Raw genomic sequence first — 25,636 nt, 5'->3', positions numbered from 1 at the left:
GTCTGAAACCGGATTTAGGAGGGTAGCTTACACATAACTTGCACAAGCCCCAAAACCGGAGGGGCCGGAATGCGTCAAAAGTGGCGGAAAATGTGGTGCACCCAACTGGATTCGAACCAGTGGCCTTTGCCTTCGGAGGGCAACGCTCTATCCAGCTGAGCTATGGGTGCATGACGCTGGTCGGACATGGCGCTTAGCAAAGGCCATGGGCCTGCGCCAGCCTCAATTCAACCGCGCCCCATCTTATTTCGCCGCCTTTTCCATCGGCTGGAATTTGCCCAGGCCACAGCTTGCGCCCGGTTGCAGGCCTGGCCCAGCGTTCCACAACACCGTGATGATATCGACCGAACAAAGCTGCGAAATGCTGGTCTGGTAGGAGAATCGCTTTTCGAAGCCCAGGCTGGGGCAGCTGTTGGGCAGCGTGTTGCGGTAGAGTTTGCGGCCGTTCATGATGAAGTCGATGGTCCGATCGTCGCGCACATTGGTCGATCGGATCGACCGGATCGGGATGCAAGTGACCGCTTCGCCCTTTGCCACATAGGGGTCGGGCCTGTCCTTGGCGATGGCCGGTGTCGCGGCAGCCGCCAAAGCGAGGCCGAAGGCGAGGGGATAGGCTCGCGAAATGATCATGCTGTCTCTCCATGGCTTTTGCCGAATCGACGTTCTGGCAGGCGCTGTTCCGTCCCTTTATTCGCTGTCTGCTGAACTGGGCGATAACGGCAAGGCGGCAGGGGGTGGTTTTGGTGCGGGCGTCTTGGGCTTGAACCGGCACAGGTCGGCGACGATGCAGCGCCAGCATTCGGGGCGGCGCGCCTTGCACACATAGCGGCCATGCAGGATCAGCCAATGATGCGCGTCGCGCCGGAACGGTCCGGGCACGCGCTTTTCGAGTTTCAGCTCGACCGTGAGCACCGTCTTGCCGGGGGCGAGGCCAGTGCGGTTGCCGACGCGGAAGATGTGGGTATCGACGGCGAAGGCTTCCTGCCCGAACGCGGTATTGACCACGACATTGGCGGTCTTGCGCCCGACGCCGGGCAGGGTGGTCAGCGTGTCGCGATCCTGCGGCACTTCTCCGCCGAAATCGCGGACCAGTATCTCCGACAGGGCGATGACATTCTTTGCCTTGCCGTTGAACAGGCCGATGGTCTTGATGTGCTGCTTGAGCGCGTCTTCGCCGAGATCGACCATCTGCTGGGGCGTTTGGACGTCGCGGAACAGGGCACGGGTGGCCTTGTTGACGCCGACATCGGTGGCCTGGGCTGACAGCACGACGGCGACCAGCAATTGATAGTCGTTGCCATATTCCAGTTCGGTGACCGGTGCCGGATTGGCTTCGGCCAGGCGGCTGAAAAAGTCGAAGATCTGCGCCTTATTCATGGCGGTCAGAGGCCCAGCACGCCTTTCATGTCGTAGCGTCCGGCGGGCTGATCGACGAGCCACTGCGCGCCCTTGATTGCGCCGCGCGCGAAGATGGAGCGGTTTTCGGCGCGGTGGCCGATTTCGATCCGCTCGCCTTCGCTGGCGAAGATGACCTGATGGTCGCCCGCCACCGATCCGCCGCGCAAGGCGGCAAAGCCGATCGCGCCCTTGGCCCGCGCGCCGGTGATGCCGTCACGTCCGCGTTCGCTATGGTCGGCCAGGTCGATGCCGCGCCCGCGCGCTGCAGCTTCGCCGAGCAGCAGGGCGGTGCCGGAGGGGGCGTCGACCTTGTGCCGGTGGTGCATCTCGACAATTTCGATGTCCCAGTCGTCACCCAGGCCCGCCGCCGCCTGTTCCACCAAGGCGGCGAGCAGGTTGACGCCGAGCGATGTGTTGCCGGTCTGCAGCACGGGAATGACCAGCGCCGCCTGATCGATCAGCGCGTGATGGACAGGCTCCAGCCCGGTCGTGCCGATCAGGATCGGCTTGTGGGCGGCGATGCAGGCATCGAGATGGGCGGACAGCGCGCCGGGGACGGAGAAATCGATAAGCACGTCGCTTGCCTGGGCCAGTGCTGCGACATCGGTCGTGATCGGGATACCCGGCGCGATCTCGCCGCTGCCTGCGCGATCGGTGCCGCCCGCCAGGCCCAAGCCCGCTTCCGTCGCGACTGCGGCGATTGCCTGCCCCATGCGGCCTGCGGCCCCGAAAATTCCGATGCTGATCATGAAGACGCCGTCCCTGTTGTGCTGGGAAGCGCGGATGCCAGAGCGACGCGCTTTTGTCATCCCCGCACGGCAGGGAAGGGGCGTCTCAGCGCTCGTTGAGGCGCGGCATCAGTTCGACAAAATTGCAGGGACGAAAGCGGCTGTCGAGTTGGGTGATCAATATGCCGTCCCAGGCATCCTTCACCGCGCCGGTGGAGCCGGGCAGGGCGAAGATATAGGTGCCGCGCGCGACGCAGGCGGTGGCGCGGGACTGGATCGTGGAGGTGCCGATCTTCTGGTAGCTGAGCCAACGGAACAGTTCGCCGAAACCCGGAATTTCCTTGTCCTGCACCTGCGCCACCGCTTCGGGGGTCACGTCGCGCCCGGTAACGCCGGTGCCGCCGGTGGTCAGGATCACGTCGACGTTCGGGTCGTCGATCCAGGTGTGCAGTCGTGCCACGATCGCCGCCTTGTCGTCGCGTTCGACATAGCGACCGGCGAGGATATGGCCCGCTTTTTCCAGCCGTTCGACCAGCGCGTCGCCGGAGCGATCATCGGCCAGTCCGCGCGTGTCCGACACTGTCAGTACAGCGATGCGTACAGGGATGAAGGCCCGGCTTTCATCGATCGGCATCAGTCCGAACCGCCACCCATGCTGCCACGGCCATCGGCCTTGCTCAGCCGCACCAGCTTCATGCCCTTGGATGTCGGGAAGGTCGGCCACAGGCCCTGGGCCATGCCGGTGAGGCAATCGGCGCTGCCCTTGCCCTGGATCTGATACATCCAGTAATTGCGCATGACGATGTTCACATAGGCGCGGGTTTCATAATAGGGCAGCGATTCCATGAAGAGCAGCGGGTCGCCCTTGTCCTTCACTTCGCTGTTCCAGCGTTCGACCGGCATCGGCCCGGCATTATACGCCGCCATGACCTTGGGCAGCAGCCCGCCGGTCGCGCTCATGTCGCGCAGCGCTTCGAGATAGCGCTGGCCAAATTCCATGTTGGTCGACGGCACGAACAATTGGTCAGCCGAGGCGAGGCCCATGTCGGTACCCGTGCCGGGCCGCACCTGCATCAGGCCGCGCGCGCCAGCGCTCGACACGACCTGCGATCGGAAGCCCGATTCCTGCAGGGTGTGGGCGTAGATCAGCGCCGGGTCGACGCGCCATCCGCCGTCGGGCTGCCAGTTGGGCGCGGGGAAGCGGGCGAAACTTTCCGGCTGCTTGCCGGCGGGGCCGTTATGGGCGAGCCATAATTGGGTTTCGGGCAGGCTGAGCGCGCTCGCAAGCCGGATCAGCGCGTCATAATGGCCGGTGCCGCCGATCTTCGCCTGATGGCGCAGTAATTCTTCCGCCCGGCCGGTTTCGCCAATGGCGCTCAGCGCGATGGCGGCGCGGGCATTGGGGCTGTCCTTGAGCAATTGCCATTCGGACGCGCCGAACCGGTTGGCTACAGGCGCTGCGCCGAGCGGAAGGCCAAGCGATTCGCGGGCGAGCAGACCGTAGAAGGTCTCTTCCGACCGGCTGGCGAGCTTGAGGTAATTTTGGACCTTGTCCGCTTCGCCGCACACCATATAGGCGCGCGATGCCCAATAGGCCCCCGCGGCGCGCATGTCGTTGTTGCCAGCGAGCGCCGCGACATTGGCGAAGGACGGGGCGGCGGCACGGCAGTCATTCTGGCGCCAGGCGGCAAGGCCAGCGGTCCAATGCGCCTGTACGCTCCAGTCGCCGCCAGCCCGCGCTTCCAGCGCGCGCGCGGCCATGCGCCGGGCGTTGCTATCGTCGCTTTCGATATAATAGGCCCAGGCAACCCGCTGGCGCACTTCGGTCAGGCCTTCAGGCGTCAGGCCCGCTTCGCCGCTTGCCAGCAGCGCTTCGGCCCCGATGGGGTTGTCCGCTTTGATGTACGTCTGGATTTGCCCTGCGAGCGCCTGGGCCAGCATGTCGGTCTTGACCGCGGCGACATATTCGCGGCGGGGGGCTGCACCCAGCCAGACCATCTTCTGCACCTGCGGCAGGGTCGGCAAGATGGTCGCGCCGCGCTTTTGCGCCAGGCGGGAAAGTTGGTCGGCCTTGGGGAGCCAGGCGGCTTTGTTCAACAGGTCGAGCAGGTCGAACAGTTCGACCCTGGGCGATCCCTTTGCGAGATAGAGTTCGGACAACGCCAGCGGCCGCATCGCATCCTGCGCGCCCAGCGCGTCGATCATCGCGCGGGCGTTGGACCATTTCTGATCGCGCAGAGCAACGAAGATGCTGCGATAGCGGGCCTTGTCGCCGTCCGACAGGACCAGCGGCGCGTTGCTGACCAAAGCCGCTGATGCCGGGGGCAAGGTGCCGGTCGTTTCCGCCGACACGGGCAGCGCGGCGGCGGCACCCATTGCGAACAGGGCCAGGCAGGACAGGCGCGTCGCGGCTCTAGTCATGGTCGGTTTCCTCGATAAGGCTTTGCAAAGCGCGCCAGCATTGCGCCTTAGCCGCCGGTTGCGTGAGCAGCAGGCGGGGGTGAAATGTGGCGACGACGGGCACAATGCCGCCATCATGGTTAAAGCCGGGTAAAGCAGTAGACGCCTCGCCACCGCCCGTCGGCATCAGCGCACGGATCGTCCGATCGCCGAGCAGAAGCAGGCGGCGGGGCCGGGCGAGATGGACATGGGTGGCCATGCGCGTGGCGGCGCTGGCAATGTCGCTTGCTTCCACCATGCCGCCGGGAGGACGAGCAAAAAACAGGGAGGCGATATAGCAATGCGACCGGTCAAGGCCGATGGCGCGCAGCATTGAATCGAACAAGGCGCCCGCCCGGTCGGCCAACAGCGTTCCTTGCTCGATATCGGCGGGATCGGGCATGTCGGTGACGATCATCAATGGCGCATCGATCGGCCCGGTTGGCAGAATCGCGCGGCCCGCCCAGCGTTGTTCGGGCTGTCCCGCGTCGCTCGCCAACCAGGTCTGAAACGCCTGCAAATCCTGCGGTTTGGCGACCGGAGGAGCAATCGGGACGCTCGATTGCGCCGCTGATGCCGTAGCGGCCAAAGCCGGACGCAACCAGTTGACGGGCGTTTCCGCCACCGCGCCTTCCACGCCGGCAAGCTGCCACCACGCCAGATAGGCGTCGGCACCCAGCGCCGCATTGTCCTGCATTGATCCCCGCATATGCTCCTAAGGGCCAGAGGTTGACGAGGGGGTCAAGGTGCTTCATCGCCTGTGATGGTAGAGTGTTGGAGTAATAAGGCGATCGGAAGATCGGGGTGCAGCCCGCCGGACGCCGATATGGAGGGACTATGAGCGAACGGGAATCGATGCCCTATGACATCGTCATCGTCGGCGGCGGGCCAGCTGGACTGTCTGCGGCGATCCGGCTGAAACAGCTTGCCACTGACGCGGGCCAGGAGCTGGCCGTATGCGTACTGGAAAAAGGCTCCGAAATCGGGGCGCATATCCTGTCGGGCGCGGTGATCGATCCCAAGGCGCTCGATGAGTTGCTGCCGCAATGGCGCGACATGGATTGTTCGCTGGCGCAAACGCCGGTGACCGACAACCAGCATTGGTTCCTGACCAAGTCCGGCAAGATGGCCATGCCGCACATCATGACGCCGGGCTGGATGCATAATAAGGGCACCTATACCGGATCGCTCGGCAATCTGTGCCGCTGGCTGGCCGAGCAGGCCGAGGGGCTGGGTGTCGAAATCTTCCCCGGCTTTGCCGCCGCCGAAATCCTCTATCATGAAGATGGCAGCGTGAAGGGCGTCGCCACCGGCGACATGGGCGTCGATCGCGAAGGCAAGCATAAGGGCGATTATCAGCCCGGCCTCGAACTCCACGCCAAATATACCTTCTTCGCCGAAGGCGCGCGCGGCCATCTGACCAAGATCTTGAAGCGACAGTTTGCGCTGGACGCGGACAGCGAGCCGCAGGTCTATGGCCTGGGCATGAAGGAATTGTGGGACATTGATCCGGCGCTGCATCAGCCCGGCCTGGTGATCCACAGTCAGGGCTGGCCGTTGACCGATGCCTATGGCGGCGGCTTCCTTTATCATCAGGCCAATGGCCAGGTGGCGTTGGGCTTTGTCGTCGGGCTTGGCTACCGCAACCCGCATCTCTACCCGTTCGAAGAATTTCAGCGCTGGAAACAGCATCCAGACATCCGCAAGTTCCTCGAAGGCGGTCGTCGTGTGTCCTATGGTGCGCGCGCAATCAACGAGGGTGGCTGGCAATCGGTGCCCAAGCTGGACTTCCCCGGCGGCGCGCTGATCGGCTGTTCGGCAGGCTTCGTGAACGTGCCCCGCATCAAGGGCACGCATACGGCGATGAAGTCGGGCATGCTGGCGGCCGAAGCGGCCTTCGCCGCCGTGCAGGCGGGCCGGACGAGTGACAGCCTGACCGACTATGACGCCGCCGTGCGGTCGAGCTGGATCGCTGATGAGTTGAAGCTGGTCAAGAATGCCGAACCGCTGCTGTCCAAATTTGGCGGCACGATCGGCACGCTGCTGGCGGGCATCGACATGTGGATGCGGACGCTCAAGATCGGCCTGCCCTTCACGATGAAGCACAAGCCCGACAATGAGAAGATCTGGCACAAGGACGCCTGCGCCAAGATCGCCTATCCCAAGCCAGATGGCGTGGTCAGCTTCGATCGCCTGTCCTCGGTGTTCCTGTCGAACACCAATCATGAGGAGGACCAGCCGGTCCATCTGCAGCTGAAGGACCCGGCGATCCCGATCAGCTATAATCTGCCCCTTTATGACGAACCGGCGCAGCGTTATTGTCCGGCAGGCGTCTATGAAGTGGTGGGTCAGGATGAGGGCAATCCCCGTTTCCAGATCAACGCGCAGAATTGCGTCCATTGCAAGACGTGCGATATCAAGGACCCGACCCAGAATATCAATTGGGTCGTACCCGAAGGCGGCGGAGGACCGAATTATCCCAATATGTAAGCGCCTGATCCTGTCTCTCTCGCTGATGATCCCGGCCGCTGCCGGGGCATCGGTCGATCCGCAAAGCGCGCTGCACACTTATGCGCAGGCGCGATTGGCGGACAGCGACGGCGCGCTGGCGCTGGCCGTCGCTCATTATGGCGAGGCGCTGGCGTTGGACCCCGACCGGGTGGAAATTGCCGAGCGCGCCTATGTTCAGGCGCTGGAGAGCGGGGACAAGGCGCTGGCGCTGCGATCAGCGGCTTTGCTGGATCAGGCGGGCTTGCTGCCGCGCGATGGCACCTTGCTGCGCATCGGCGAGGCGCTGGAGCAGCGCAATTGGATTGCCGCCGCAACGCTCGCCGACCGGATGGAAGAGGAGGGCAATTTCGCCTTTCTCGGCCCGATCCTGCGGAGCTGGATCGCGCTGGGCGAAGGTGGTTCCGTGCCGCTTGCCATCGATGCGAAGGATCGATTCGCGGCATTGGCGCAGCGTTATGTCGATGAGCATCAGGCGCTGCTGGCGTTGAACGCGGGTGATGTCGAAGGCGCGAAGTTGCCGCTGCGCCGGGCGATCGCCCTTCGCCCTGCCGACGCCGGGCTGCGCCTGTCCTTTGCCACCCAATTGGCGGGGCGAAAGGCCAAGGCGGAAGCGCTGCTGCTGTTACCACCGGGCCAGGCGCATTTCAGACAGGCGCGGGCCGAGATCGAGCGACGCAGGATCAAGGCTGCGCCACTGACCCCGGCGCAGGGCTATGCGCGGCTGCTGGCGCGGTTGGCGGTGGATATCGGATCGGATCGGGAGGGCGTGGGGCTGGCGCTTCGGCTAGCGCGGATCGCGACCTTTGCCGATCCTGATTCGCCGGAAAATCATATCATTGCCGCGCGGCTGTTGACGGTCGCAGGCTTTGCCAAAGCCGCGATCGCGCAAGCGGACAAGGTGCCCCCTGCCGGTTGGTATGGTGCGCTGGCGCAGGCGGAGCGGGTGGACGCGCTGGCGGCCGATGGCCAGATGGACGCGGCGCTGACGCTCGCGCGCACGCTGGCGGCGGAGCCTGATGCCGAGGCTGAGCGCCATGTGCGGCTGGGCCGCCTGCTCGCCGAGCAACGGGATTTCGATGGCGCGGCAGCCGCCTTTCGCGCAGCGCAGGCGCGTTTTGGCGATGCGGCCCCGCCCTGGTCGCTGCTGCTGTTCGAAGGCAGTGCGCTGGAACAGGGCAAGCGCTGGGACGAAGCGCGCGCGGTGTTGGAACGGGCTGTAGCGCTGGCCCCCAATGAGCCGGTGGTCCTCAATTATTTGGGCTATGCGCAGATCGAACGACGTCAGAATGTCGCAGCGGCGCTCGACATGCTCAAAAAGGCAAGCGCGCTCAAGCCGCAAGACCCGTCCATTACCGATTCGCTGGGATGGGCGCAGTTCGTCACCGGCGACGTCAAAGCCGCCGTCCCCGTGCTGGAACGGGCGGCAGCGGGCGCGCCTGCCGATGTGACCATCAACGAGCATCTGGGCGATGCGCTGTGGACCGCGGGGCGGCGCTATGAGGCGCGCTATGCCTGGGCCGCGGCGTCGATCCATGCCGAAGGCGATGTGGCGACGCGGATTGCCGCCAAGACCAAGGAAGGATTGAAGCCCGAATATGCCGCACCATGACGCGGAACTGGAGGCCGATAGCTTCGTCGAAATCGCTTATGCCAAGGTCAATGTCGCGCTGCATGTGCGGGCGCGGCGGGACGATGGCTATCATGCGCTGGAAAGCCTGTTCGTCTTTGCCGAGCATGGCGACCGGCTGATCGGCCAGGCGACGGATGATGGCGCGATCGACCTAGTGATCGACGGGCCGTTTGGCGAGGCGCTGGACGTGGGGCCGGGCAATCTGGTGGTGAAGGCGGCGCGGGCGTTGCAATCCTATCTCGGCGAACAGCGCGGCGCGGCGATCCGCCTGACCAAGGTCTTGCCAGTGGCGTCGGGGATTGGCGGCGGATCGGCCGATGCAGCCGCGACCCTGCGGCTGCTGGTGCGGCTGTGGGATGTCCGCATCGAGGAGCGGGAACTGGCGGCGCTGGCGCTCGATCTGGGATCGGACGTGCCGGCTTGCATCGCCAGCGTGACGCAATTGGTTACGGGGCGGGGCGAGGGACTTGCCCGGCATGCGGTCGAGGGGCTGGCGGGCATGGCGATGCTGCTGGTCAATCCGGGCGTGGCCGTGCCGACGGGGCAGGTTTTTGCCGGGTGGGACAGGCAGGATCGTGGGCCTTTGGATGCCGGGAGTTTGGATGCGCTGATAAGTTGGGGCCGCAATGATCTGGAATCACCGGCTATTGTGGCGGCTCCAGTGATCGCGGAGGTGCTGGCTTATCTCAATGCGCAACTGGGGCTGGTGCTCGCCCGCATGTCGGGGTCTGGCGCGACCTGTTTTGCCTTGTTCGCGGATGATGCCGCTTTGGCCGACGCGGCGATGGCGGTGCGTATCGCCCATCCCGATTGGTGGGTGATGGAAACACGGATCGGCGCGGCATGAGCGAGGCCTTTACCCTGGTCGAAGCCGGTGGGCTGGACCTGCTGATCGTCGCCGATCATGCGTCGGCGCATGTGCCGGAGGATATCGACCTTGGCATCGACCCGGCGCTGCTCGGCAACCATATCGCGATCGACATCGGCGTGGCGGCGGTCAGTCGGCTGCTCGCTGCGCAACTGGGTGGCACGGCGATATTGGGCGGCGTGTCGCGGCTGGTGATCGACCTCAACCGCGAAGAGGATGCGCCCGGCCTGTTGCCGGTGATGAGTGATGGCCATGCCATATCGGGCAATCGCGACGCGGAGTTGGCCGACCGGATGCGGCGCTTTTATCATCCCTATCATCATGCGATCGAGCGGCGACTGGCCATAATGGCCTCGCCCTTTATCCTGTCCGTCCACAGTTTTACGCCCCGGCTGGCGAGCGACCCTGATCAGCAGCGGCCGTGGGAGATCGGCATCCTCTATGGCGAGGATGATCGTGCGGCGCGGATTGCGATTCCTTTGCTGGCGGCGGCGGGGCTGTGGGTCGGCGATCAGCAGCCCTATTCGGGCAAACTGCTCAATGCGACGATGAACCGCCATGCCGAAGCCAATGGCATTCCCTATCTCGGCATCGAGATGCGGCAGGACCTGGTCGCCGACGCGGCGGGACAGCGAAGATTCGCCGATCTGCTGGGACCTGTGGTGCTGGCTTGCCGGAGTGCGTTGACATGAGGCGATATGGCTATTGGGGGCTGCTGCTGAGCCTTTCGGCGTGCGGTGGCGATCCTGCCGTTTTGGGAAATGGGCCGGACGCGCGCGTTGATGATGGCATGGCGGAATGTGCGATCGGGCCTGATGCGGCCTGGGCGCGGGATTGTGCGATCGAGCGGGCGGGGAATATGCTGACGATCCGGCATCCCGATGGCGGCTTTCGCCGCTTCACGGTGCTGGATGATGGCCGGGGCCTGGAAGCGGCGGACGGCGCCGAGGAAGCCAAGCTCCAGTTGATCGGCAAGGATCAGATCGAAATCCGCATCGGCGGCGATCGCTACCGCATGTCGGTTCAGGTGGCGGGGTCCGCGCCCCGATGACGGGCACGCCGATCCTGACCGCTGCGCAAATGCGGGCGGCGGAGCAGGCGGTATTTGCGTCGGGTGTCCTGCCCTACGCGCTGATGGAGCGGGCAGGCGCGGCGGCGGCGGCGATCATCTGGCGGGCAGGCGGGCGGCGCGATACGCTGCTGCTGTGCGGGCCGGGCAATAATGGCGGCGATGGTTATGTGATTGCGCGGTTGCTGCGCGAACGGGGCGTGCCGGTGCGGGTGGCAGCGCTGGGCGAAAGCCGCACGCCGTCGAGCCAGCGCGCCCGCGCCGCGTGGGATGGGCCGGTCGAGGATTTGGCGATCGCCGCGTCCGCGACGCAGCTGGTGGACGCGCTGTTCGGCACGGGCCTGTCGCGGGGGCTGGACGGGGTAATTGCTGCGCGATTGGGTGAACTGACCAAGGCAGTGAGCCATAGCTATGCCATCGACCTGCCAAGCGGTGTGGAGACCGATAGCGGCGCGCTGCTGTCCGCTGTGCCGCGCTTTGGGCTTTGCATCGCGTTGGGTGCGCTCAAGCCCGCGCATCTTCTCTATCCGGCGGCGGGCTGTTTCGAGCGGCTGCTCTATGCGCCGATTGGCATTGCCGCGCCGGATCAAGTTCACCGGCTGGAAGCGCCGCGGCTCATGGCACCGGGGGCCGATGCGCATAAATATATACGCGGGCTGGTGGCGGTGGTCGGTGGATCAATGCCTGGCGCGGCGCGGCTGGCGGCGCGATCGGCGGCGATGTCGGGTGCTGGCATGATTCGGCTGTTTGCCATGGATGGGGCGGTGACGGGACCGGATGCCATCATTCATCAGCAGGCGCAGACGGCGGCGGACGTGGCGAAGGCGTTGGATGATGAGCGAATCGCTGTCGTGCTGGTCGGGCCGGGGCTGGGACGCGATGCGGTGGCGCGTGATCGGCTGGCGGCAGCGGTGGGGGCGGGCCATCGGCTGGTGCTGGATGCCGACGCGCTAACGCTGTTGGTGGTCGATGCCATTCCGCGTGGCGCGATCCTGACGCCGCATGAAGGCGAGTTTCGACGGTTGTTCGGCGATCTGCCCGGCAGCAAGATTGATCGCGCGCGGGCGGCGGCTGAGCAAAGTGGCGCGGTTGTGATCTACAAGGGCGCGGACAGCGTGATCGCTGGGCCGGATGGACGGGTTGCCGTGGCGGCAGGCGCTTCGAGTTGGCTGTCGACGGCCGGGACCGGCGATGTGCTGGCCGGGCTGGTTGCCGGGCGGCTGGCGGCGACGGGCGATCCTTTTCGCGCCGCGAGCGAGGCGGTATGGCTGCATGGCGATGCCGCGCGGCGGTCGGGCGTGGCGTTTGTTGCCGATGATTTGCCTGATGCGCTGCCAGCGGCTATCGCCGCGCGATTGTGACAGACAGCGACCCAGACATCATCATCCGTATCGCCGCCAAGGGCGATGGCATCACTGCCGATGGCCGCCATGCGGCACTGACCGCACCAGGCGACCGGCTTTTGCCCGACGGCACAGTGGAGCGCGGACCCCATCATGTCGCGCCGCCCTGCGTGCATTTTCCGGCCTGTGGCGGCTGCGAACTACAGCATCTCGATGACGCGAGCCTGTCCGATTTCGTGACCGGGCGGGTGGTCGGGGCGCTCGCCGGACAAGGGGCGACGGCGCAGACGGTGCTGCCCGCCCATCTTTCGCCGCCGATGACGCGGCGGCGCGCATCGCTGCGCGCGGCGCGATCAGGACGCAAGATCACGATCGGCTTTGCCGAGGCGGGCAGCCACACGCTCATCGACCTCACCATGTGTACGGTTCTCGACATGCGCCTGTTCGCGCTGCTCGCGCCGTTGCGGGATTTGCTGGCGCTGATCCTGCCGGACAAGCGGGCCGCGCATGTCCGCATGTCGTTGATCGACCAGGGTGTCGACCTGCTGCTGGAAGGGGTGCGGGTCGAGGGACTGGCGGCAGACGAAGGGCTGGGCGAATTCGCGCGGACGCATGGGCTTGCCCGGCTGACGATTGACGAGGGCGATGGGCCGCAAACGCGCTGGGAACCCGAAGCGGCCACCGTGACGTTCGGCGGCGTGGCGGTCGGCTTTCCGGCTTTCTCCTTCTTGCAGGCGACGCCCGATGGCGAAGCGGCGTTGGTCGCGACGGTGCGCGATGCGATGCCGGAGACGGGGGCGATCGCCGACCTCTTCAGTGGCCTCGGCACCTTCGCGCTGGCGCTGGGTGCGGCGCGCCCCGTCTATGCGGCGGAGGGTGCGCGTGATGTGCTGCTTGCGCTCAAGCTGGCGGGCCAGCGGGCGCAGCGGCGGATGGTGGCGGATCATCGCGACCTGTTCCGACGTCCGCTGACGCCGGAGGAACTCAACCGTTTTGCCGCCGTCGTGCTGGACCCGCCGCGCGCGGGCGCGCGCGAGCAGGTGATGCAACTGGCGGCCTCGACCGTGCCGGTGATCGCCTATGTCTCCTGCAATCCGGCAAGCTTCGCGCGCGACGCGGTGCATCTGGTCGCGGGCGGCTATCGCCTGGAGAGCGTGCGCCCGGTCGGGCAATTCCGCTGGTCCACCCATGTCGAGATGGTCGGCATCTTCCGCCGATAAAAAATCCCTCGCCGCAGGGGGAAGCGGCGAGGGACTGGCATCCTCTCCAACAGGGAAACCGGGGTCGGTTTAGCCCAGCTTGATGACGGTTGCGCGACGGCGGGCGGGTACGGCTTCGGCATAGAGGCTGGCCATCGGCGCATCCTCCACTTCGATCGTCGCTTCCGACGTGAAGCCGTTGAAGCCGGTCCGCATCGCTGCGCCATAGGCGCCCAGCATGCCGATCTCGATATAGTCGCCGACGCCGACATCGGCGGGCAGCATGAACGGACCGACCATATGGTCCATATCGTCGCAGGTCGGGCCGTAGAAGGAGAAGCCGGTCTGCTCCGCCATGCTATCCTCTTCGCGCAGCAGCGCGACGGGGAAGCGCCAGCCGATATGCGCCGCATCGAACAAGGCACCATAGGCACCGTCGTTGATGTAGAGTTCGGTGCCGCGACGGCGCTCTACCCGGACGATGATGGAGCTATACTCGGCGGACAAGGCCCGGCCGGGTTCGCACCACAATTCGGACGAATAGCTGACCGGCAGGCTTTCAAAGCCACGGTGGATCGCATCGAAATAATTTTCGAGCGCGACCGGCTCCATGCCGGGATAGATGGACGGAAAGCCGCCGCCGACATCGATGATGTCGACCGTGACCGCCGCATCGACGATCGCCGCACGGACGCGTTCGATGGCGTCGCTATAGGCCTGCGGGCTCATCGCCTGGCTGCCGACATGGAAGCAGATGCCCAGGGCATCGGCAGCCTGGCGGGTGGCCATCAGCAGATCGCGGGTCTCGCCCAGTTCCGCGCCGAATTTCGACGCGAGGGACAGTTCGCTATGCTCGGACGATACGCGCAGGCGGACGCACAGTTCAAGATCGGTCGCGTCATTGGTGGCGCGCATGATCTTTTCCAGCTCGTCGATCGTGTCGAGCGAGAAGGTGCGCACGCCATGGACGGCATAGGCTTCGGCAATGGCTTCTTCAGCCTTGACCGGATGCATGAAGCAAAGCTTCGCGTCCGGCAGCGTTTCGGCGACGAGGCGCACTTCCGCGATGGAAGCAACGTCATAGTGCGAGATACCGCTGTCCCACAATGTCCGAAGCAAATCGGGCGAGGGGTTCGCCTTCACCGCATAGAGCGAGCGCCCCGGAAACTTCTCGACGAAGAATCGGGCTGCCCGAGCCGCAGCTTGGGGACGAATAAGCGTTACCGGTGCTGCCGGTGTGAGGGCGGTTGCTACCCCCAGCGCGCTAGGATGCTTGTGCAATTCAAGGGACCTCCAGTGTAGTCAAGGTGAAAGAAGCTGCCTTGCGGTGGAAGTCCCATGGGGCAGCGGACGGCCGCTATATGCTGAGGGGTCCCCCCTGTAAAGCGCATATGAAAATTTTGTTGCGCAAGGTCGCACGAAGCGTGCGTCAGGAGAGACGGGCCTTGAAGTCCTGATAGGAAAAGGCCCGGATTTGCCGGAGATCGTCAGTGGACGAGTTCCACAGCCAGATGGCGGGCAGGGGCACGCCGTTGAAGCTATTGGTCTTGACCATCGAATAATGGGCCTGGTCAAGGAAGGCGATACGCGCACCCGGTTCCGCGCCACCAGGCACATGATAGTCGCCAATAATGTCCCCGGCAAGGCAGGAGGGACCACCGAGTCGGACCAGCGGGCCTTCGCTCGGCTCATGCAGCATCGCGGGGCGATAGGGCGCCTCGATCACGTCGGGCATGTGGCAGGTCGCGGAGATGTCGGTGATGGCGACGGGCATGCCATTGTCGATCACGTCGAGAATTTCGCCGACCAATATGCCTGCGTCGAGCGCCATCGCTTCGCCTGGTTCCAGATAGAGGGTGAGGCCAGTCTTGGCCTTCACGCCCTGGAGAAAGGCGACGAGATCGTCGCGCTGATAATCGGCGCGGGTGATGTGGTGGCCGCCGCCGAAATTCAGCCATTTGAGGGTCGAGAGATGCGGCAGGATATGCGGTTCAACCGCCGCCCAGGTGCGTTCCAGCGGTGCCAAATCCTGTTCGCACAGATTATGGAAATGGATGCCGTCGACACCCGACAGATGATCGGGCGTCAACTGGCTGACGGGAAAGCCAAGGCGGCTGTGCGGCTGCGACGGGTCATATTTGGCGACCTCGCCCTCCGGGTTTTGCGGGTTGATGCGCAGGCCGATGTCGAAATCATGCCCGGCGGCGCGGGCGGCGTCGATCTGGGGCTTGAAACGGGCGATCTGACCAGGGCTGTTGAAGATGACATGGTCGGAAATCTTAAGGATTTCGGCCAGGTCGTCGGGCTTGTAGGCGGCGCAATAGGTTGCGACCTCGCCGCTATATTCCTCGCGGCCAAGGCGCGCTTCGTACAGGCCCGATGCGCACACGCCGTCGAGATATTCGCCCACGACGCTGCCCAGCGACCACATGGAAAAGGCCTTGAGCGCGCCCAGCACTTTGATGCCCGCGCGGTCGCGGACATCGGCGAGGATCGCCAGATTGCGCCGGATCGCGGCCTCATCCACCACGAAGGCGGGCGAGGGGACGCGATACAGATCGAAATGCGCGAAGGCGGCGGGATCGCCGGCTTTGGTTTCCATAGTAGAACCTCGTCATTCCCGCGAAGGCGGGAATCTATTTCCCGACGTCACATCTAGGGCTTGGGCAGGAGATGGATCCCCGCCTGCGCGGGGATGACGGAGTCAGGCTGGGATGCCCGCGCGTTAGAAATTCAGCGGCGCGTCCAGTTCCTTCACCTGCCAGGGCAGGCCATGCTTGTTGAGCATGTCCATGAAAGGGTCGGGATCGAACTGTTCGATGTTGAACACGCCTTCGCCGCGCCACGCGCCCGACAGCATCATGGCGGCCCCGATCATCGCCGGAACGCCGGTGGTGTAGCTGACTGCCTGGTTGCCGGTTTCGGCATAGGCGTCCTCATGATCGCAGACCTGATAGAGATAAACGGTCTTGGCCTCGCCATCCTTCACGCCGGTCGCGATGTCGCCGATATTGGTCTTGCCCTTGGTGGTCGAGCCTAGGCTGGATGGTTCGGGCAGCACGGCCTTGAGGAACTGCAGCGGGATGATCTCCTTGCCCTCATACATCACCGGGTCGATGCGGGTCATGCCGACATTCTGCAGCACTTCGAGATGCTTGAGATAGGCGTCGCCGAACGTCATCCAAAAGCGGATACGTTTGATTTCAGGATAGAATTTGGCGAGGCTTTCCAGTTCCTCATGATACATGAGGTACATATTCTTCTCGCCGACCTGGTCGAAATCGAACGTCTGCTTGTGGCTGAGCGCCGGGCCTTCGACCCATTCGCCCGCTTCCCAGTGACGCGAGGGCGCGGTCACTTCGCGGATGTTGATTTCCGGGTTGAAGTTGGTCGCGAAATGCTGGCCATGGTCGCCGCCATTGCAATCGAGAATGTCGAGCGTGTCGATCGTGTCGAGCAGATGCTTCTTGATGTAGCTGGCGAAGACGCTGGTCACGCCGGGGTCGAATCCCGAACCCAGCAACGCCATGATGCCTGCTTCCTTAAAGCGATCCTGATAGGCCCATTGCCAGCCATATTCGAACTTGGGCGTGTCGCGCGGTTCGTAATTGGCGGTGTCGAGATAGTCGGTCTTGGTCGCGAGGCACGCGTCCATGATGTTGAGATCCTGATAGGGCAGGGCCAGGTTGACAACCAGCTTGGGCTGCACCTTTTCGATGAGTGCGATGGTGGCCGCGACATCATCGGCATCGACCTGCGCCACGTCGATGGTAACGCCGGTGCGGGCCAGAACCGATTCGGCGACCTTCTCGCAACTCACGATGCGGCGGCTGGCCAGCGTGATGTGCGAGAAAATATCTGGGTTCATCGCCATCTTGTGAACTGCGACAGACCCGACGCCGCCTGCGCCGATGACCAGAACCTTGCTCAATCTCGTCTCCATATCCTGTACGCGGCATGCGCGCTAAAAGGGTCATATAGGGGCTTGGCGTGACAGCGCAAAGTCAGATGCTTCGGCGGGGCGCCCAGCACATGCCTTAAGGGGCAGTGGCGCAACCTTATCCAGTCCGCAAACGTAAGGGCATCGCATCCCTATCAAGCTGATGCGTGGAAGAGGAAGTAAGCCCATGAAATTCTCGAACGTCTCGCTCGCGCTGGCCGCGACCCTGTTGTCCGTCAGCGGCGCGGCCCTGGCCAATCATCATATGGAAAAGAACCCGATGGTTGGCGGCGCGGCCATGTATCCGACCAAGGATATCGTCGATAACGCCGTCAATTCGAAGGATCACACGACGCTGGTGGCCGCCGTCAAGGCCGCTGGCCTCGTCGATACGCTTAAGAGCGCCGGGCCGTTCACCGTGTTCGCGCCGACCAACGCCGCCTTTGCCAAGCTGCCCGCCGGTACGGTCGATACGCTGGTGAAGCCGGAAAATAAGGCGACGCTGACGAAGATCCTGACCTACCATGTTGTCGCGGGCAAGATGAACGCCGCCGACATCATCGCCGCCGCACAGGCCGCCGGTGGCAAGGCAACGCTGACCACGGTGGAAGGCCAGCCACTTACCGCATGGAAGGATGGCGACGCCGTCTATCTTCAGGATGCCAAGGGCGGCACGTCCAAGGTGACGATCGCTGACGTCAACCAGTCCAACGGCGTCATTCATGTCATCGACACGGTATTGATGCCCTGATCCCTGTTAGGTGACATGAAGGACGGCGGGCCAGTGGCGGGACATTCCCGCCGCTGGCCCGTTTGTGTTGGTGAGGTAGGCTCAGCGCACCAGTTTCTTCAACCCCTCCACCGTATCCGCCTCAGCCGCAGGTTTATCGCGCCGGATCCTGGCGATGCGGGGGAAGCGCATGGCGAGGCCTGATTTGTGGCGCTTGCTGTCGTGGATGCTGTCGAATGCGACTTCCAGCACGAGCGACTTTTCGACTTCCCGCACCGGGCCGAAGCGCGCCACCGTATTCTGGCGCACGAAGCGGTCGAGCATCTTGAGTTCCTCGTCGGTAAAGCCGCTATAGGCCTTGCCGACCGGATGCAGTTCGCCGTCCGCCGTCCAGCAGCCGAACGTATAGTCCGAATAAAAGGACGAGCGTTTGCCGTGGCCGCGCTGGGCGTACATCATCACGCAATCGGCGGTCAGCGGATCGCGCTTCCATTTATACCAGAGCGCAGCCTTGCGCCCCGCGACATAGGGGCTGTCGCGGCGCTTGAGCATCACCCCTTCGATCGCGGCGTCGCGGGCACCGGCGCGGATGTCGGCGAGCGTGTCGAAATCGGCGGCGTCGATGATGGTGGAGAGGTCGAAGCGGGTGGCATCGAGATGCGGCATATAGGCTTCGAGCCGGGCGCGGCGGTCGGTCCAGGGGAGGGCGCGCAGGTCGTCGTCGCCCTCCAGCAGCAAGTCATAGAGGCGGACGAAAGCGGGATAATCCGCCTGCATCTTGGCGCTGACGACCTTGCGGCCGAGCCGTTGTTGCAGGGCGTTGAAGCTCGCCGCTTCGCCGCCCTGAAACTCGCCGCGCACCAATAATTCGCCGTCCAGCACGGCATGGCCGGTGAAGGCGGCGGCGATTTCGGGGAAGCTGGCGGAAATATCGTCGCCCGCACGGCTGTAGAGGCGGGTCTCGCTGCCTGTGCCGACGATCTGGATGCGGATACCGTCCCATTTCCATTCGGCAACATAGTCGATGAGGTCGACGCTGTCGGCTTCGAGCGGGTGGGCGAGCATGAAGGGGCGGAAGAAGGGCGTACCCGACGGGTCGGGGCGTTCGGTGCGGCCCTCCGCCCAGTCGAACAATGCGGCATAGGGCGGGGTCAGGGAATGCCAGACCTGTTCGACATCATCGACGTCGAGGCCGAACGCCTGCGCAAAGCCCGTCTTGGCGAGGCGTGCCGAGATGCCAACGCGCAGGCCCCCGGTCGCGAGTTTGAGCAGGGCGAAGCGGCCCGATGCATCGAGATGGTTCATCATCTGCGCCAGAACGTCGGGCGCGGCGGCGCGGCTGGTGGCGTGCAGGCGATCGACCACGGTAGCGAGCGTCAACGTGCCATCGTCCAAGTCGGGCGGCTCGTTGGGCGGCGGGGGCCAGAGCAGGGCGACGGTTTCGGCGAGATCGCCGACATAGTCGCGGCTCATTTCGTAGAGGACGGGATCGACGCGAGCGCGGATCATCTCACCAATGGCGGAGGATTTGACGGCCTTGAGGTCGAGATTGCCGGTCAGCGCGGCGAGCGCCCAGCCACGATCCGGGTCTGGGGCCACGCGCAGATAGGCAGCGATCAGCGCCAGCTTGCCATTGCGCGAGCGGGTGTAGACGAGCGCGTCGAGGAGTTGGGAGAAGGGTCTCATGATGTGACTTTGATTGCCGTTCGCCCTGAGCCTGTCGAAGGGCTTTTCTTCTTCTGAGGAAAAGTGAAGGGCTTCGACAGGCTCAGCCCGAACGGTTGAGGGGTGGCGTTATTCATGTTCACCCTTCCTCCTCCTCATCATCGCGCCCGACCAGCGCCAGCGCGCGGGCGCGGATCTGGTGGGTCATGCACCAGTGGAGCAGGGCTTCTTCGCGGCCATGGGTGATCCAGGTTTCGGTGGGGGCGACCTCGCGGATCGTGTCGGTCAGTTCGTCCCAGTCGGCATGGTCGGACAGGATCAGCGGCAGTTCGACATTCTTCTGGCGCGCCCGCTGGCGCACGCGCATCCAGCCTGACGCCATGGCGGTGATCGGGGCGGGCAGGCGGCGGCTCCAGCGGTCGTTAAGCGCGGAGGGTGGCGCGACGACGATCGCGCCGCGCATATCCTTGGCCGCGACGCCGGTGGCGGGGCGCAGGTCGCCCATCTCGACGCCGAGTTCGGCATAGAGGGCGCACATCCGTTCCATCGCGCCGTGGAGGTAGATGGGGTCGCTATGCCCGCGCGCGCGCAGTTCGCAGATGATTCGCTGCGCCTTGCCCAGGGCATAGGCCCCGACCAGCACGCTACGATCAGGATTGGCATGGAGCGCGGCGAGCAGCCGGTCGATCTCGCTGCCCGTGTCGGGATGGCGGAAGACAGGCAGGCCGAACGTCGCTTCGGTGACGAAGATGTCGCAGGGCACCGGCTCGAACGGCGGGCAGGTCGGGTCAGGGCGGCGCTTGTAATCGCCGGTCACGACGACCCGTTCGCCCGCATGGGTCAGCACGATCTGCGCCGATCCCAGCACATGACCCGCAGGCACATAGCGGATGGTGACGCCACCCAGCCGGATTTCTTCGCCATAGCCGACCGGCGTGCCCGATGCGGTGCCATAGCGCAGCCCCATGATCGCCAGCGTTTCACGCGTGGCCCAGACATGGCCATGGCCGCCGCGCGCATGATCGGCATGGCCATGTGTCACCAACGCCCGCTCGCGCGGCATCGACGGGTCGATCCAGGCATCGGCGGGGCGGACATAGATGCCGGTGGGGTGGGGTTCGATCCAGTGAGCCATTCCCTCCAGAAGATGTGAGCGCGCCAGCGGTTCCGCAAGCTGGTCACAAGGACGTAACGCTACCGTCACGGCCGCGACACGCATCTGCCCTATGCGCCGCCCACGACCCGACTGCGAGGAGGCTTGAACGACATGGCGGCACCGGCACATCAGAACGTCACGCGCGCGGTGCATCGCCACCGGCATCTGTCCAAACAGGGGCTGCTGGAGCGCGCCTTCACCTTCGCCTTTCGCGGCCTAGTCTATGCCCAGATTTGGGAAGACCCCGCCGTCGACATGGAAGCGCTGGCGATCACGCCCGACAGCCATGTCGTGACGATCGCGTCGGGGGGCTGCAACGTATTGTCCTACCTGACCGCTGATCCGGCCAAGATTACCGCCGTCGATCTTAACACCGCGCATATCGCGCTTAACAAGTTGAAGCTGATGGCGGCACGGACCTTGCCCGACCATGCCGCCTTCCACCGCTTTTTCGCGCAGGCGGACAGCAAGGAGAATATCGCCGCCTATCGCGACATCGTCGCGCCGCACCTCGATGAAGCGACGCGGCGCTATTGGGAAGGACGCGACCTGATCGGGCGGCGGCGGATCGGCGGATTTGCGCGCGGCATTTACAAACATGGCCTGCTGGGCCGCTTCATCGGTGCGGCGCATCTGCTGGCGCGGGTACATGGCGTGGACCTGCGGCGGATGCTGGCCGCAACGTCACGCGCCGAACAGCGCGAGATTTTCGAGCGGGAGGTCGCGCCGATTTTCGACCGGGCCTTTGTCCGCTGGCTCACCAGCCAGCCGGCCTCGCTATTTGGCCTGGGCATCCCGCCCGCCCAGTTCGAGGCGCTGGCCGGTGACGCGCGCATGGACGTGGTGTTGAAGGCCCGGTTGGAGAAGCTGGCCTGCGACTTTGACCTCAAGGATAATTATTTCGCGGTGCAGGCGTTCGGCCGGGGCTATGATGGTGGTGAGGGGCCATTGCCGCCCTATTTGCAGGCCGCCAATCATGACGCCGTTCGTGCGCGCGCGGACCGGGTCGATGTGCGCCATGCCAATTTCACCGACTTTCTGCGCGAACAGCCCGATGCATCGGCGGATCGCTACATCCTGCTCGATGCGCAGGACTGGATGGATGACGAGCAGTTGAACGCGCTCTGGGCGCAGATCACCCGGACCGCCAAGCCCGGCGCACGGTTGCTGTTCCGCACCGCGGGCGAACCCAGCATCTTGCCGGGGAGGGTTGTCGATGCTGTACTCAACCGCTGGGCGTATCGCGCCGAAGCGTCGCTCGACTATACCGCGCGCGACCGGTCGGCCATTTATGGCGGCGTGCATCTCTATGTGCTGAAGGACGCGCTGTGAGCGACCATGGGCGGTTGATGGATGGCACCTATCGCTGGCAGCGCCATATCTACGATATTACCCGCAAATATTATCTGCTGGGTCGGGACGGCCTGATCGCTGACCTCTCCCCGCCATCGGGTGGCAGCGTGTTGGAGATTGGCTGTGGCACCGGGCGCAACCTGATCGCGGTGGGCAAGGCCTGGCCCCATGCGCGGCTGTACGGCGTCGATATTTCGCAGGCGATGCTCGACACCGCGCAATTGTCGGTCGAACGAGTCGGCATGGCGCGCTGCGTCCGGTTGGCACAAGGCGATGCTGTCGATTTCGATCCGATGGCGCTGTTCGGTCAAGCCACGTTCGATCGGGTGTTCATCAGTTATGCGCTATCGATGATCCCGCAGTGGGAGGCGGCGCTGACGCAAGCCGCGCGCTGCGTTGCGCCGGGCGGTCGACTCGAAGTTGTCGATTTCGGGCAGCAGGAAGGTTGGCCGGCTGTGTGGCGGCGGGTGCTGTTCGGATGGCTGGCGCGGTTCCATGTGACGCCGCGCCATGTGCTGGGAGCGGCGATCGAGAAAGTGGCGGGGGACGTTGGCGGTGAAGCCAGCGTTCGGCCGCTGTATCGCGGTTATGCGCTGCGGGGGGGCGTGGCACTGGGTTAGCCCTGCCTCTCGCTCTAGCGAGAACTACTGATTACGCACCAACCCCCCGGCCGTTCGGGCTGAGCCTGTCGAAGCCTCTTGCCTTACTCAAGGAAATAAGGCCCCCTTCGACTGCCTGCAAGGCAGGCGCTCAGGACAGGCTTCGACAAGCTCAGGGCGAACGGAGACAGTTGCCTTGAGGGGAGAATTCAAGCCGCGCGCCGCGCTGCCTTCTCCAAATCCAGCCGGTCCCAAATCTCGACCAGCGCGTTCACCAGGTCGCGCATCATCGCTTCGGTGTGCGCCGGGCCGGGCGTGAAACGCAGCCGCTCGGTGCCGCGTGGGACGGTGGGATAGTTGATGGGCTGCACATAAGCACCATATTCGGCCAGCAGAATATCGCTGATCCGCTTGGCCTTGACCGGATCGCCGACCATCAGCGGGACGATATGCGTGACTGACGGCATAACCGGCAGGCCAGCGTCCGCCATCATCGTCTTGAGCATCGCGGCGGCGGCCTGCTGGCCCTCGCGCTCTTCGCTCGACGCTTTGAGGTGGCGCACGCTCGCCAGCACGCCGGCGACCAGCACGGGTGACAGCGAGGTGGTGAAGATGAAGCCGGGCGCATAGCTGCGGATCACATCGACGATCATCTGGTCGGCCGCGATATAGCCGCCCATGACGCCGAACGCTTTACCAAGCGTGCCTTCGATGATGGTCAGCCGATCCGCGACATCGTCGCGTTCCGAAATGCCGCCGCCCCGCGCGCCATACATGCCCACGGCATGGACTTCGTCGAGATAGGTGAGCGCGTTGAACTCGTCGGCCAGGTCGCAGATTTCCGCGATCGGGGCGACGTCGCCATCCATCGAATAGACGCTTTCAAAGGCGATCAGCTTGGGGGCTTCGGGGTCTTCGGCAGCCAGCAATTCCCGCAGATGCTCGACATCATTGTGGCGGAAGACGCGCTTTTCGCAGCCCGAATTGCGGATGCCCGCGATCATGCTGGCATGGTTGAGTTCGTCGGAAAAGATGATGCAGCCAGGCAGCAGTCGCGCCAGCGTCGCCAGCGTCGCTTCGTTCGAGACATAGCCCGACGTGAACAGCAGGGCGGCTTCCTTGCCATGCAGGTCGGCCAGTTCGCCTTCCAGATCGACATGATAATGGGTGTTGCCGCCGATATTGCGCGTGCCGCCGGAACCCGCGCCGACATCGTGCAGCGCCTCTTCCATCGCGGCGATCACCTTGGGATGCTGGCCCATGGCGAGATAGTCGTTGGAGCACCAGACGGCGATCGGCTTGGGGCCGTTATGGCCGTGGAAACAGCGCGCATTGGGGTAGGAACCGCGGTTGCGGAGGATGTCGATGAACACCCGATACCGGCCTTCTTCATGAAGACGGTCGATCGCCTGCGCAAAGATATGCTTGTAGTTCACGCTCGCCCTATCCCTTGATGGCCCGCATCCTCTGGGTGCGGCGTTTACCGGTAGATGGCGCGCATTACCAGCGCTAACCGCTCGCAGACATAGGGGGAAATACCGATCAGTGATATCGGACCTTTTGTCCAAGTCTCTATATTATAGCTGTTCCAGGCGGGAAAGACCGTAGCGGGCGAGCGCCGGGACGAGGGCGCGGACCTTGTCATCGACGCGCGTGAATATCGCTATGCCCGGTGGCGGCGTGTCGGGCCAGGGCTGGCCCTGCGTCAGAAAGGCGATGCGCCGGGCAATGCCGTCGCCGCCGTGGACGAAGGTGAGCGGACGAGGTGCAGCGGCCGCCAGTTCGGCCTCGACCAGCGGAAAATGGGTGCAGGCGAGCGCCACTACATCCATCCGATCGCCGCCGGGCTGTTCGGTCAATCCTGCCAGCGCGGTGCGGGCGATGGCGGGATCGAGCGGTTCGCCGCGCAGCTTCGCCTCGGCCAGTTCGACCAGCGCCGCGCTGCCATGGCGCAGCATGATGCAGTCCGCGCCATGTTCGGCGGCGAGCCGATCGACATAGGGCTGGCGCACGGTGGCGGCAGTGCCGAGTACGCCGAACACGCGGCTTTTGGACGCCAGGGCAGCGGGCTTTATCGCCGGGACGGTGCCGACGACCGGAATGTCGAGCGCGGCGCGCACATGCTGGAGCGCGATGGTAGACGCGGTGTTGCAGGCAATGACGGCAAGGCGCGGCCGATAGCGTTCGACCAGCCGCCCTAGCAACGCGGGCACCCGCGCCGCAATCTCCGCCTCGCTCTTGGTCCCATAGGGAAAGCCCGCGCTGTCGGCGGCGTAAATCACTGGCGCCGTAGGTATCAGCGCGCGCGCAGGTGCAAGGATGGACAGACCCCCGACGCCGGAATCGAAAAACAGGATCGGGGCGGAGGATGCGACGGTCATTATGCCGACCATGTCGCGACATCGAGCGAGGGTGTCAACTATTGGGAAGCTGTCAGGAGCGGAGTAAGGGATAGCGCTCCTGCCACCGCTTGCTGCGAACCCGTGCGTCAAAGATGGCGCGCTTGCTCGTCACAAAATCCGGCGTCGGTTGCAGCCGCAGAGCAAATAGATCGTCCAAGCCGTAGGGTGCATTGATTTCAATTTGCCCTGATCGCGACAGCCGAACCGCCACAGCCGTAGCCGTTTCTGGCCAGTGTCGCATCGCATCTGCGACATCGGTATAGAGCGTATCTCCGTTGCGATCATGCATACGCGCCTGGTTTTTTACGGACCAGATCGAGTCCGGCGAATGAGGGAGGAGTGAGGCTTCAAGACCTTTATCCACCTCAGGCGTGGCTCTGGCGGCATTAAACCAAAGGACGTCTATGTCGCCGATGGGTGGCTGGACAGGGCGGCCATGCAATCGGTCCCATATGGCGTCGCGCACGAAGCCAGCGCCGATCCAACCATCCGCAAGGTCGAGCGCCCGAACGATCGACAGAGCCTGCAACCGAAAGGGGTCGTCGGCCAATATACGGATCAATTCCTGGTCGTGCATCACGGCAAACCAACTATCACAAGATGGAT

The 25,636-nt window shown here is 64.4% G+C and carries 24 protein-coding genes and 1 tRNA gene; 10 read left to right on the top strand and 15 right to left on the bottom strand.

What is annotated here, in order from left to right:
* Positions 1–93: 93 nt before the first annotated feature.
* The 7 genes from BSY17_RS05820 to BSY17_RS05790 all read right to left on the bottom strand — a co-directional run bounded on the left by BSY17_RS05820 (position 94) and on the right by BSY17_RS05790 (position 5,274).
* A tRNA-Arg gene (locus BSY17_RS05820) sits at positions 94–170 on the bottom strand.
* Between the two features lie 73 nt (positions 171–243).
* Positions 244–630 (bottom strand): hypothetical protein, encoded by a 387-nt coding sequence (locus tag BSY17_RS05815; protein ID WP_037473884.1) that lies wholly within the window; start codon positions 628–630, stop codon positions 244–246.
* A 57-nt stretch (positions 631–687) separates the two neighbouring features.
* Positions 688–1,377, bottom strand: coding sequence for an endonuclease III (gene nth / locus BSY17_RS05810; protein WP_069064787.1), 690 nt, complete (start codon positions 1,375–1,377; stop codon positions 688–690).
* 5 nt (positions 1,378–1,382) lie between these two features.
* Positions 1,383–2,147 carry a 4-hydroxy-tetrahydrodipicolinate reductase gene (gene dapB / locus BSY17_RS05805; RefSeq protein ID WP_069064786.1) on the bottom strand — a complete coding sequence of 255 codons (765 nt, stop codon included), beginning with the start codon at positions 2,145–2,147 and terminating at the stop codon, positions 1,383–1,385.
* 85 nt (positions 2,148–2,232) lie between these two features.
* Positions 2,233–2,760, bottom strand: coding sequence for a molybdenum cofactor biosynthesis protein B (moaB, locus tag BSY17_RS05800; RefSeq protein WP_069064785.1), 528 nt, complete (start codon positions 2,758–2,760; stop codon positions 2,233–2,235).
* Entirely contained in the window at positions 2,760–4,547 is a 1,788-nt protein-coding gene (locus tag BSY17_RS05795; protein ID WP_069064784.1) for a lytic transglycosylase domain-containing protein, read from the bottom strand. Before BSY17_RS05795 ends, moaB begins: the two co-directional genes overlap by 1 nt.
* Complete coding sequence (locus BSY17_RS05790; RefSeq protein ID WP_237236435.1) at positions 4,540–5,274, bottom strand: uracil-DNA glycosylase family protein; 735 nt, start codon at positions 5,272–5,274, stop codon at positions 4,540–4,542. The genes BSY17_RS05795 and BSY17_RS05790 overlap by 8 nt, the downstream gene beginning before the upstream one ends.
* Before the next feature lie 128 nt (positions 5,275–5,402).
* On the opposite strand from BSY17_RS05790, the gene BSY17_RS05785 reads away from it, so the two are divergent.
* The 7 genes from BSY17_RS05785 to BSY17_RS05755 are packed head-to-tail and all read left to right on the top strand — an operon-like array spanning position 5,403 to position 13,206.
* Positions 5,403–7,055, top strand: a complete 1,653-nt coding sequence (locus BSY17_RS05785) for an electron transfer flavoprotein-ubiquinone oxidoreductase (protein ID WP_069064782.1) — start codon at positions 5,403–5,405, stop codon at positions 7,053–7,055.
* Between the two features lie 25 nt (positions 7,056–7,080).
* Positions 7,081–8,685, top strand: coding sequence for a tetratricopeptide repeat protein (locus BSY17_RS05780; protein ID WP_069064781.1), 1,605 nt, complete (start codon positions 7,081–7,083; stop codon positions 8,683–8,685).
* Positions 8,672–9,553 (top strand): 4-(cytidine 5'-diphospho)-2-C-methyl-D-erythritol kinase, encoded by an 882-nt coding sequence (locus tag BSY17_RS05775; RefSeq protein WP_069064780.1) that lies wholly within the window; start codon positions 8,672–8,674, stop codon positions 9,551–9,553. The genes BSY17_RS05780 and BSY17_RS05775 overlap by 14 nt, the downstream gene beginning before the upstream one ends.
* The gene (locus tag BSY17_RS05770) at positions 9,550–10,266 is read left to right on the top strand and encodes an N-formylglutamate amidohydrolase (protein ID WP_069064779.1); all 717 of its coding nucleotides are present in this window, start codon (positions 9,550–9,552) and stop codon (positions 10,264–10,266) included. Before BSY17_RS05775 ends, BSY17_RS05770 begins: the two co-directional genes overlap by 4 nt.
* Positions 10,263–10,625, top strand: a complete 363-nt coding sequence (locus BSY17_RS05765; protein ID WP_069064778.1) for a hypothetical protein — start codon at positions 10,263–10,265, stop codon at positions 10,623–10,625. Before BSY17_RS05770 ends, BSY17_RS05765 begins: the two co-directional genes overlap by 4 nt.
* Positions 10,622–12,004, top strand: a complete 1,383-nt coding sequence (locus tag BSY17_RS05760) for a bifunctional ADP-dependent NAD(P)H-hydrate dehydratase/NAD(P)H-hydrate epimerase (RefSeq protein WP_069064777.1) — start codon at positions 10,622–10,624, stop codon at positions 12,002–12,004. Before BSY17_RS05765 ends, BSY17_RS05760 begins: the two co-directional genes overlap by 4 nt.
* Entirely contained in the window at positions 12,001–13,206 is a 1,206-nt protein-coding gene (locus tag BSY17_RS05755) for a class I SAM-dependent RNA methyltransferase (protein ID WP_069064776.1), read from the top strand. Before BSY17_RS05760 ends, BSY17_RS05755 begins: the two co-directional genes overlap by 4 nt.
* A 69-nt stretch (positions 13,207–13,275) precedes the next feature.
* Here BSY17_RS05755 and BSY17_RS05750 read toward each other — a convergent pair whose 3' ends face one another.
* The 3 genes from BSY17_RS05750 to BSY17_RS05740 form a co-directional block, all read right to left on the bottom strand.
* On the bottom strand, positions 13,276–14,466 hold the full coding sequence (locus BSY17_RS05750; protein ID WP_037476990.1) for a type III PLP-dependent enzyme: 1,191 nt from the start codon (positions 14,464–14,466) through the stop codon (positions 13,276–13,278).
* A gap of 148 nt (positions 14,467–14,614) precedes the next feature.
* Positions 14,615–15,787 (bottom strand): carboxynorspermidine decarboxylase, encoded by a 1,173-nt coding sequence (locus tag BSY17_RS05745; RefSeq protein ID WP_069064775.1) that lies wholly within the window; start codon positions 15,785–15,787, stop codon positions 14,615–14,617.
* A gap of 123 nt (positions 15,788–15,910) precedes the next feature.
* Entirely contained in the window at positions 15,911–17,116 is a 1,206-nt protein-coding gene (locus BSY17_RS05740) for a saccharopine dehydrogenase family protein (protein WP_069064774.1), read from the bottom strand.
* Between the two features lie 196 nt (positions 17,117–17,312).
* Between BSY17_RS05740 and BSY17_RS05735 the strand changes: the two genes are divergently transcribed.
* Positions 17,313–17,876: a fasciclin domain-containing protein gene (locus BSY17_RS05735; protein ID WP_069064773.1), complete on the top strand. Its 564-nt coding sequence runs from the start codon at positions 17,313–17,315 to the stop codon at positions 17,874–17,876.
* Positions 17,877–17,957: 81 nt separating this feature from the next.
* Here the strand turns inward: BSY17_RS05735 and BSY17_RS05730 are convergent, their stop codons facing one another.
* Both BSY17_RS05730 and BSY17_RS05725 read right to left on the bottom strand, forming a co-directional pair.
* Positions 17,958–19,541, bottom strand: a complete 1,584-nt coding sequence (locus tag BSY17_RS05730) for a cisplatin damage response ATP-dependent DNA ligase (protein WP_069064772.1) — start codon at positions 19,539–19,541, stop codon at positions 17,958–17,960.
* Between the two features lie 118 nt (positions 19,542–19,659).
* The gene (locus tag BSY17_RS05725; RefSeq protein ID WP_069064771.1) at positions 19,660–20,655 is read right to left on the bottom strand and encodes a ligase-associated DNA damage response exonuclease; all 996 of its coding nucleotides are present in this window, start codon (positions 20,653–20,655) and stop codon (positions 19,660–19,662) included.
* A 132-nt stretch (positions 20,656–20,787) separates the two neighbouring features.
* Between BSY17_RS05725 and BSY17_RS05720 the strand changes: the two genes are divergently transcribed.
* A complete protein-coding gene (locus BSY17_RS05720) occupies positions 20,788–22,008 on the top strand; it encodes a DUF3419 family protein (protein ID WP_069064770.1) in 1,221 nt (406 codons plus the stop codon).
* Positions 22,005–22,649: a class I SAM-dependent methyltransferase gene (locus BSY17_RS05715; protein WP_069064769.1), complete on the top strand. Its 645-nt coding sequence runs from the start codon at positions 22,005–22,007 to the stop codon at positions 22,647–22,649. Before BSY17_RS05720 ends, BSY17_RS05715 begins: the two co-directional genes overlap by 4 nt.
* 188 nt (positions 22,650–22,837) lie before the next feature.
* On the opposite strand, the gene hemA is transcribed toward BSY17_RS05715, so the two are convergent.
* The 3 genes from hemA to BSY17_RS05700 all read right to left on the bottom strand — a co-directional run bounded on the left by hemA (position 22,838) and on the right by BSY17_RS05700 (position 25,607).
* Positions 22,838–24,064 (bottom strand): 5-aminolevulinate synthase, encoded by a 1,227-nt coding sequence (hemA, locus tag BSY17_RS05710; RefSeq protein WP_037474500.1) that lies wholly within the window; start codon positions 24,062–24,064, stop codon positions 22,838–22,840.
* A 141-nt stretch (positions 24,065–24,205) separates the two neighbouring features.
* Positions 24,206–25,009: a glutamate racemase gene (gene murI, locus BSY17_RS05705; protein WP_069066811.1), complete on the bottom strand. Its 804-nt coding sequence runs from the start codon at positions 25,007–25,009 to the stop codon at positions 24,206–24,208.
* Positions 25,010–25,061: 52 nt separating this feature from the next.
* Entirely contained in the window at positions 25,062–25,607 is a 546-nt protein-coding gene (locus tag BSY17_RS05700) for a nucleotidyltransferase family protein (RefSeq protein ID WP_069064768.1), read from the bottom strand.
* Positions 25,608–25,636 lie beyond the last annotated feature (29 nt).

The sequence above is a fragment of the Sphingobium sp. RAC03 genome (genome assembly GCF_001713415.1).
Taxonomy (GTDB): domain Bacteria; phylum Pseudomonadota; class Alphaproteobacteria; order Sphingomonadales; family Sphingomonadaceae; genus Sphingobium.
Note: the sequence above shows the minus strand (reverse complement) of the source record. Positions and strands in the feature narration are given on the sequence as shown.